Here is a 9,216-nt window from a genome sequence, read left to right as displayed (position 1 = left end):
GCTATCAGCCGTCAGCCTAAAACCATTTAACCCGTTAAACACGGGTTTCAGCTATTAGCCTTGGGTTTCAACCCAAGGTATATTATGGGGTAAGCCTTCAGCTATCAGCTATCAGCCGTCAGCCTAAAACCATTTAACCCGTTAAACACGGGTTTCAGCTATTAGCCTTGGGTTTCAACCCAAGGTGTATTATTTAAAACCATTTAACCCGTTTTTAACGGGTTTCAGCTATTAGCCTTGGGTTTCAACCCAAGGTATATTAGAAACTACAGTCACAGGGAATATCGCACCCCCCACAGTCTGGCATATCACATCCATCACAGTCTGGGGTATCTAGATCACAGTCTGGGGTATCACATCCACACCCATAGCAACTCATATCAGCGCAAAACCCATTGGAGGAGTCGCGTTTGTGCTGTTTTTCAGCGTGGAGGAGAATATTGGCGGTTTTGCAGTCGCGGAGACGTTGTTGAAGTTTTGGGATGGCTTCTGCAAGTCCTTGTTGTTGAATGGTGGTGTGGAAATATTGGGAGCAGGAGTCCCCTCTATGAAAGGCTTTGTGAGCGCAGGAGAAGCCTTTGTGGGGGGAGAGATGATGTTGATAGAATTGGATAATTTTCAGGGCTATTTTATCCAAAAGGTTGACAAGTCCTAACCCCTGAGATATCTGTATCAGGGGAAAAAGGGCGATAACTGAGCTAGAAATTAAACCGTTTTGGGGATTAAGTTTGTTGCTTTTCATGGGAGGATAAAGTGGGAAGGGATAGACGATAGGAATAGATCATTTGTTGCAGCAGACGGGGGAAACCGTAGCGCAGCAAACGATATTGGATAAAGTGACGGAGTAAATAGACAACTCCCTTTTTTTTGGCTTGTTGACTATAGAAATGAATGGTTTTCCCAAAATCTATAATTCTGCGACCGAAATATTCTTTTTGGACTCCGCCAATATCTAGGCGAATTTGGTGGGCATTGTAGTTACTTAAATTTAAGGGGTTAAATTGGGTTAAGTGATGTTTTTGGGCAAATCTTGTATAATTTTCGCCTGTTCTCATATGGGGGGTTTCCCGATCGCTGATCCATTCCCACACAGCCCAGTCTGCTCCTGCAAAGAGAAATTCGGGGACATCTTTGGTGACGTTTTGGGCTTTTAAATAAATGCCTGTGGGGATTTCTGACCATGTGCCGTGATGCCAGACAAAGTGGGAGTCAAAAAAGGCTTTAAAGGCGATTTTTTTGCTGTTAATTTTTACTTTTGCGACTCGCCCAATCATGCCACAGCCAATAATTTTTGTTTTAATTTTCTGGACGGGAGATGAGGAAAAAAAGGGTTTGGTTTTAGTGATTTGTAATGCTTTTTTGCTAGCATATTTTGTGCATTTTTGCAAGTAAAATGTTTGTTTTTTGCCGATTTCTTCGGTGTTGCGGACATAAACGGCTAACCAATCAAAAAAATATTGTAATTCTGTTTCTGTAAAGTCAGAGATTTGGAAATCCTGTATATTTGGCTGAAGAAAGTATAGTTTGCTTTGAGAAAAGTGTTGTTTATACTTCGCACAGAGGGAATAAAACGTTTGAGGAGACAGTAATTGTTGTTCAGCTTGTGTAATAATATTTTGAATTGACAATTCACTCATATTTTGCATTGTTACGTTTCTGTTAATGCTGTGGGTTCTTTGGGTCTTTGGAGGTCAAAGCATCCAAAGAATAGCTAAGATAGACGAAACCCGTCTTAGCGATTACTTCACAATTTTGCACTGGAATTCCAGATTTTAACCCTGAACGGGAATTTTTGCTCCTCCGGTTTGCAGCGATCGCGTTAAAGCCGTTAAAATCTTAACCAACTCCGTCCCCACCCATCCCGACGAGACAGGGGAGGGAGTGTCAGTTTGGACGCATTCTAAGAAGCGATCGCAAACCTCCCGTAACGGTTCATAATTCTCTAAACTCACCACCTCCGTCTCCACTCCCTTGGGAGTAAAAGACTGGCCCTCTTTCTCAAAATACCCCCGTTTCAGCATCAGAGGAGACTCGGCCAACTCATCAAACACCAAACTCCCCTTATCTCCCACCACCGTTAACCGTCGTTGTTTATCAGTATTCAACCAGCAAAGATGAACATAGGCAGTAAACCCACTAGGATAATACAACGTCACCCAAACCAAATCCCGCAGACCCGACACCTGTTCCTGTGCTACCGTCATATTGAGTTCCGGTTGTAACCAAGTCGTCCCCGTTGCTTGGACTTCGGTGGGGACTTCCCCCAACCAACGGCTAAAAATAGCGATATCATGGATCGCTAAATCCCACAACGCATCCACATCCTGACGAACAGGACTTAAATGGGTTCTCGCCCCATAGCCATAATATAATTTCCCTAATGTTCCCTCATCAACCACCTGTTTTCCCCCTTCCACCGCAGGATTAAAGAGATAAGTATGATCAACAAATAACTGTCGTTGCTGGTTGGCGGCCAACTCGCATAACTGACGACATTCTTCCGGGTCGAGGGTGAGGGGTTTCTCAGTGAAGATATGATAGCCTAACTCCAAGGCATCCTTAATCAAAGCATAATGGGTTGATGCGGGAGTCGCAATGACCACAGCCTCTAATTCAGGATGTTGGCGAATAGTTTGCCAGTCTTCTGTGAAAATAACCTGACTCGTTTCACCGAACTGTTGACGACAGGCCGCTAACTTGTCTGGGTTAGTTTCGACAACTGCGAGTAACTCTGCTTGGGGGTGTTGGGAGAAGTTGCGAACGAGATGTTTTCCCCAACGTCCGACTCCGAGAATGGCCAGTTTAGTTTTAGTCATGGGTGGTAACGGGATGAGGGGTGAACGACTGAGAAACTAGAGAGAGGCAACCGTAAAAGTGACCTATCTCGCCGATGAGACTCTGTTCAATATAGAAAAGTGTATCATTAGATGCCATGGTTGAGATTCCGCTCAAAAAGCCTACAATCAAGCTAAGATGGCTTCACAAGGGCTAGAACTGGGATTATGACCGGAAAAGTTTACTTACTAGGGGCAGGACTGGGGACATTGGATACACTTACCTGGCGGGGGTGGCACATTCTTCAGCAAGCAGAAGTGTTGATTTATGATGCTTTGGCAACGGGGGAGTTAGTTTCGGCAGTGTCTGAAGACTGTTTGAAACTCCCTGTGGGGAAACGAGGAGGCCAGAAAAGTACCCCCCAAAGTGAAATTAATCGTCTGCTGGTGGCCTATTGTAGCCAAGGAAAAACCGTAGTTCGCCTAAAAAGTGGTGATCCGTTGATTTTTGGCCGGGCCCGAGAAGAAATTGAGGCATTACACGCGGCCAACTGTCCCTTTGAACTGGTTGCGGGGATTTCTTCGGTATTAGCGGCCCCTCTCTCTGCGGGTATTCCCTTGACGGATAAGTATTTAAGTTCGGGGTTTATGGTGATTAGTGGCCATAATACAGAACAATTTGATTGGCAAACTTTGGCCCAGTTGGAGACATTGGTGGTGTTAATGGGGGGGCGAAAGTTAGAGAAAATTGTGGATGAGTTGTACCGTTGGGGGAAACCCTCCTCTTTCCCCGTGGCCATTATCCGTAATGCGGGCCGTCCGAATCAGCGTGTTTGGTCGGGGACATTAGCTGATATTCTAGAGCAGGTAGAAGGGGAGTCTTTGTCTCCTTGTGTGATGGTTATGGGTGAAGTGGTGAGTTTACAATCTCAGTTTCAATCGTCTCAACCTCGTCCCTTGTGGGGGAAAACCGTGTTAGTGACTCGTGCGGCCAAACAGTCGAGTCATTTTACCAAGTTATTGGAGACCGAGGGGGCCCGGGTGTTGGAGATGCCTGCGTTGGAGATTCAACCCCCGTCTAGTTGGCAAGGGTTAGATACTGCGATCGCGCAACTCCCCACCTTCTCCTGGCTCATTTTAACCTCCGCCAATGCCGTGAAATACTTTTTCTCCCGTCTCGCAGACCAAGGAAAGGATATACGCAGTCTAGGGTCTATTAAAATCGCTGTAGTCGGCAAAAAAACCGCAAAAGTGCTACAAAATTATCACCTCACCCCCGATTATATCCCCCCAGATTTTGTCGCCGATTCCCTAGTTGAACATTTCCCAGACCCAATAGCAGGACAAAAACTCCTGTTTCCCAGGGTAGAAACCGGAGGCCGAGAGGTATTAGTGCAAGAAATTACCAGCGCAGGGGGAACAGTGGTAGAAGTTCCCGCCTATCAGTCCGTTTGTCCAGAGGAAATGCCATCAGAGGTGGTTCAGGGGTTACAACGTCAAGAGATAGATATTCTCACCTTTGCCAGTTCTAAAACCGTTCGCAATTTTGTCCACCTGTTACAGAGACACTTTACAGATTATCCGGCCATTCTAGACCCTTGTTTAATTGCATCTATCGGCCCCCAAACCTCCCAAACCTGTCAAGAGTTATTCCAGCGTGTGGATATTGAGGCCAAGGAATACACTTTAGAAGGGTTAACCCGTGCGATTACAATTAACAATTAACAATTAACAATTACAAGCCCCTAGAAACCGGGTTTCTCTCAAGCTCTCGAATCTTAGAATAAAATGGAGATAGAAACCCGGTTTCTCCCCCCTACTAACCCTAGAAACCCCATTTATCCCCTAATTATGCTGTGCCGCGTGTGGGATAATCTTTGCTGAGAATAAATTGTAAGCTAGAATAGAGTCCATCAAAAGTCGGACGGGCAAACGGGGCATTATGTAAGGCAATAAGGCAGTGCCGTTAGCCTAACAAGCCCTTAAAACATTGGCGAGGAAAACATTATGCCGTGCAGGGTAGGCGATTCCGGCTAGAACACCGAAAGAGCGAGGACTGCACCTCTTTTCGCTCTCCCCTGGGTGGGAAAAGGCGACTAAAGTCGCCGTTCGTTTTTCCTCCCTGCGCTAAAGGGACAGAGCTTCCAAACGTATCGAGGATTTTCCGTGACTATCCAACATTCCCCTTTACCCCCCATTGGCTGGCGAGAATATATTACCCTTCCCCAACTGGGAATCCCTGAAATTAAAGCCAAAATCGACACTGGGGCGCGATCTTCAGCCCTTCATGCCTTTGATGTTCACTATTTTGAACAAGACGGAGAAACTCACGTTCAGTTTAAAGTCCACCCCTACCAACGAGACAGCCATTACACCATTAGTGCCACGGCCCCCCTGTTGGATAAGCGAGAGGTGAAAAATTCGGGCGGCCATAGTCAACTCCGGCCAGTGATCCAGACTATTGTAGAATTGGGAGGACAACAGTGGCCTATTGAACTCACTCTCACCAGTCGGGATGCGATGGGCTTCCGAATGTTGCTAGGCCGGGAAGCGGTGAGACGGCGTTTTTTAGTCGATGCGGGCCATTCTTACTTGCAAAATCCTCAACCGCATCATACCCCAAAGGATCAAGCTACAGATCATGAGGAAGTTTTATGAAGATTGCCATTTTATCCCAAGATAGTTCTCTGTATTCCACCAAACGCCTCAAAGAAGCGGGGGAGAAACTGGGACATGATATGCGGGTGATTAATTACTTGCGGTGTTATATGAATATTACGTCCCATAAACCCGCTATTGCGTATAATGGGAAACCTTTAGAAGATTTTGACGCGATTATTCCTCGCATTGGGGCCTCTCGGACGTTTTATGGGACGGCTGTGGTGCGACAATTTGAGGTGATGGAGGTGTTTACGGCTAATGAGTCTCAGGCTATTTCGCGATCGCGGGATAAACTCCGGTCTCTACAAATTTTAGCCCGTGAAGGGATTGGCCTGCCAGTAACCGGATTTGCCCACGCTACCCAAGATATTGACGGGTTAATCGAAATTGTCGGCGGCGCACCGTTAGTGATTAAACTCTTAGAAGGGACCCAAGGCATCGGAGTGGTTTTAGCCGAAACCCACCAAGCGGCCAAATCCGTCATTGAGGCATTTCGAGGGCTAGAAGTCAATATTTTAGTCCAAGAATTTATTAAAGAAGCAAAAGGGGCCGACTTGCGGTGTTTAGTGGTTGGGGGAAAAGTCATTGCAGCAATGAAACGACAAGGGGCCCCTGGGGAATTTCGCTCTAACCTGCATCGGGGGGGGAATGCAGAGAAAGTGAAACTCACCCCCGAAGAACGCAGTACAGCCGTTCGCTCTGCCAAGGCCATGGGGTTACGAGTGGCGGGGGTGGATATGTTACGGTCAAATCATGGGCCTGTAGTGATGGAGATTAACTCCTCTCCGGGGTTAGAGGGAATTGAGAAGGCCACCGGAGTAGATGTTGCGGGGAAGATTATTGAATATATTGCCAAAAATAGTACATCAGGGAAACCGCGCGATCGCATTCAATATTAATTTGGGTAATGAGTAATGGGTAATTAGTTCTTGTTTCTCTTTCCTCCCCCCATGATCCCTGAAAAGGAAGCTCTGGCTGAAAATATTAGCAGTTAAAAAATAAAAGAATAATCTCCAATTAATTGGGTTAAACCCCATAGAGGTTTTAACCCAATTTTCTTGCAGCCATTTACCCCTCTCCCATCAAAACTTAAACATCCTTACTTCGTCCATAGCCGCAGATTGTTCAATGCCCACTCAATTATTAATCGTTAATTATTAAGTGTTAATTGTTAGGAAATTTTGGATTATGCTACAGTTCATCCAACCTACCATTTTCCTCTAATAATTAGTTCCTAGTAAACTCTTTAGAGCTTATAAAACCTCCCCTAACAATCCGTAGGCAAAGCCTCTCAACCGGGAAAAATAACCTCTATTAACCCGTTTTAACAGGTTTCAGCTATCAGCCTTGGGATTTAACCCAAGGCATATAAAAGTAGCATTACTAGCAACTATTCCACCCGTTCCGATAACGTCAAAAGAAACGCCAAATTACTCTCCGCCTTCAGCGCATGAGGAATATTAGCAGGCATTAAAATAAACTTGCCAGCCGTTAACGTCACCTCCTCCTTCTCTAACCATAACTGACCCGTCCCCTCTAACACTTGCACCATCGCATTCCGAGTTGACGTATGTTCCTCAATCTCCGTCCCAGCAGACAAACAAAATAACGTATATTGACAACTCTCATCCTTAAACAACACCTTACTCAAAATCCCCGACTCTGAATAAGAAATGGCATCCGGTAACGATAAAATAAGATTACTCATAATTCTCCCAATTCTTCTCAAACAACAAAATATAGCATTACAGAGAAGCATTAACGCAGAACAATAACCAAAAACCCAAACAATTCAAGGCTGCTTAGTGATTACTGCTTACTGCTTACTGCTTACTGTAATGGAGACGCAGTACCTCACATCTCCACCGTAATCCCTAAGCATGATTCAAACAAGCCGCTAAATCTTCCTCTGGGGTTTTAATCCCTTGGAGATGATATTGTTGCGACAACAAATTAAAAACATTCGGCGAAATAAACGCGGGTAACGTCGGACCCAAGCGGATATTTTGAATGCCCAGATGTAACAATGTTAGTAAAATCGCCACCGCCTTCTGTTCATACCAAGAAAGAATCATCGACAAGGGCAACTCATTCACCCCCACCCCAAAGGCATTGGCTAACGCTAAAGCAATTTGAATGGCAGAATAAGCATCATTACACTGTCCCACATCCATTAAGCGAGGAATACCACCAATATCGCCTAAATCTTGATCAAAGAAGCGGAACTTGCCACAAGCTAAGGTCAAGACCACACAATCATCCGGCACTTGTTCCACAAACTTGGTATAATAATTGCGGTCAGATTTCGCCCCATCGCAACCACCGACGAGGAAGAAATGGCGAATTTTTCCCTCTTTTACCGCATCAATCACCGTATCCGCCACATTTAACACCGCATTACGGGCAAACCCAGTTGTTACTTGTTTCTCCGGTTCATCTTCCGTAAACCCTGGCATCTCTAACGCCATGTTAATCACAGGAGAGAAATCATTTTCATCTAAATGGGCTAAGTCTGGCCAACCCACAGCCCCCATAGTGAACACTTTACCTTTGTAAGACGTATGAGGTGGCATCAAACAGTTTGTCGTCATCACCACCGGCCCCGGAAATGCCGGAAACTCGCGGGTTTGGTTTTGCCATGCTGTTCCGTAGTGACCGTATAAGTGGGGATAGCGTTCTTTCAGTTTAGGATACCCGTGGGCAGGTAACATTTCCCCGTGAGTGTAAATTTGAATGCCTGTTCCTTCCGTTTGTTGCAGGAGAGTTTCTAAATATTTCAAGTCGTGACCAGAAATAAGAATAGCTTTGCCTTTTTTCGGGTTGAGGGGAACTGGGGTAGGGGTGGGATGACCAAAGGCATCTGTATTGGCCGCATCTAGCAATTCCATCGCCCGTAGGTTCACTTCTCCCACTTTCAGGGCCAGTTGTACCCATTCCTCTAAACTGAGGTCAGACCGTCCTAACTTGCCTAAGACTTCGTGGAAAAATAAATACACTTGGGGGTCTTCTTTGCCCAATTCTGCGGCATGATGAGCATAAGCCGCAATTCCTTTCACTCCGTAAATAATGGTAAGTTTCAGGGAGAAGACATCAACTGCTTTGCCCGCTTGACTAATAAAATTAAATTCAATTTCTCTGCCTTTTTCGGCTAAATCTTCCATATTATCGGCGGGAGTGAAGTTAGCCACAGGAGACCAGTCTTGAGGAGGGAGTTTCGCTTTCAGGTCTTCCCGCAGGGCGACTGCTTTATGGATATATTCTACAAAACGGTCTGGGTCAAAGTTGACATTGGTTAAAGTTGCAAAGAGTCCTTCGCAGGTAAAAAAGCCCACATCTTCACAAGGTATTCCTGCTTGGTGGGCAACGGTAGCCACCTCACCGAGGCCGCGTAAGCAGTGGGTGAGTAAGTCTTGCAGGGCATCCACTTCTGGGCTTTTCCCACAGGACCCCCATTGATAGCATCCTTGTCCCCCGGCAGTTTGTTCGCATTGGCTACAAAACATGGTTTTTTCTCCTCTGTTCTAGTTCTCTTTCATAGTAGAAATTGTCCGAGAAGATATCCTTGACTTAGATCAAGTTTGGGATTGATTGTGGGGGCTTTGCTTCTTGCCCTTCCAGAAAGCTGCTAGACTGGGGGTTAGGCTATCTCAAAAAGCTCATGGGTCAGTCCGTCGTGGCTCGAGGTCAAACCTAGATATTAACCTCTTGAGTGGGAATAAACGGAGACGCTGCGCGATCGCAGAATTCATCCTCAAACGTCGCTAAAGTCATCCTAAAACTT

General features: G+C 45.7%; 8 protein-coding genes. 3 read left to right on the top strand and 5 right to left on the bottom strand.

What is annotated here, in order from left to right; translation table 11 throughout:
- Positions 1 to 259 precede the first annotated feature (259 nt).
- From yidD to PN462_RS13250, 3 genes are all read right to left on the bottom strand, one after another.
- Positions 260 to 637, bottom strand: a complete 378-nt coding sequence (yidD, locus tag PN462_RS13260) for a membrane protein insertion efficiency factor YidD (RefSeq protein WP_272128757.1) — start codon at positions 635 to 637, stop codon at positions 260 to 262.
- 85 nt (positions 638 to 722) lie between these two features.
- Positions 723 to 1,637: a hypothetical protein gene (locus PN462_RS13255; protein ID WP_272128756.1), complete on the bottom strand. Its 915-nt coding sequence runs from the start codon at positions 1,635 to 1,637 to the stop codon at positions 723 to 725.
- A gap of 135 nt (positions 1,638 to 1,772) precedes the next feature.
- A complete protein-coding gene (locus PN462_RS13250) occupies positions 1,773 to 2,816 on the bottom strand; it encodes a Gfo/Idh/MocA family protein (protein WP_272128755.1) in 1,044 nt (347 codons plus the stop codon).
- Positions 2,817 to 3,002: 186 nt separating this feature from the next.
- Here PN462_RS13250 and cobA point away from each other — a divergent pair, with 186 nt between their 5' ends.
- The 3 genes from cobA to rimK all read left to right on the top strand — a co-directional run bounded on the left by cobA (position 3,003) and on the right by rimK (position 6,334).
- Entirely contained in the window at positions 3,003 to 4,499 is a 1,497-nt protein-coding gene (gene cobA / locus PN462_RS13245; protein ID WP_272128754.1) for a uroporphyrinogen-III C-methyltransferase, read from the top strand.
- A gap of 447 nt (positions 4,500 to 4,946) precedes the next feature.
- Positions 4,947 to 5,432: an ATP-dependent zinc protease family protein gene (locus PN462_RS13240; RefSeq protein WP_443029166.1), complete on the top strand. Its 486-nt coding sequence runs from the start codon at positions 4,947 to 4,949 to the stop codon at positions 5,430 to 5,432.
- A complete protein-coding gene (gene rimK, locus PN462_RS13235; RefSeq protein WP_272128752.1) occupies positions 5,429 to 6,334 on the top strand; it encodes a 30S ribosomal protein S6--L-glutamate ligase in 906 nt (301 codons plus the stop codon). Before PN462_RS13240 ends, rimK begins: the two co-directional genes overlap by 4 nt.
- A 491-nt stretch (positions 6,335 to 6,825) precedes the next feature.
- Here the strand turns inward: rimK and PN462_RS13230 are convergent, their stop codons facing one another.
- Complete coding sequence (locus PN462_RS13230; protein WP_272128751.1) at positions 6,826 to 7,143, bottom strand: cupin domain-containing protein; 318 nt, start codon at positions 7,141 to 7,143, stop codon at positions 6,826 to 6,828.
- Positions 7,144 to 7,309: 166 nt separating this feature from the next.
- Positions 7,310 to 8,938 carry a hydroxylamine reductase gene (gene hcp, locus PN462_RS13225; RefSeq protein WP_272128750.1) on the bottom strand — a complete coding sequence of 543 codons (1,629 nt, stop codon included), beginning with the start codon at positions 8,936 to 8,938 and terminating at the stop codon, positions 7,310 to 7,312.
- Positions 8,939 to 9,216 lie beyond the last annotated feature (278 nt).

Origin of the sequence: Spirulina sp. CS-785/01, assembly GCF_028330525.1 — a bacterium.
In the GTDB taxonomy this organism is placed as follows: Bacteria; Cyanobacteriota; Cyanobacteriia; order Cyanobacteriales; family Spirulinaceae; genus JAQMSD01.
Note: the sequence above shows the minus strand (reverse complement) of the source record. Positions and strands in the feature narration are given on the sequence as shown.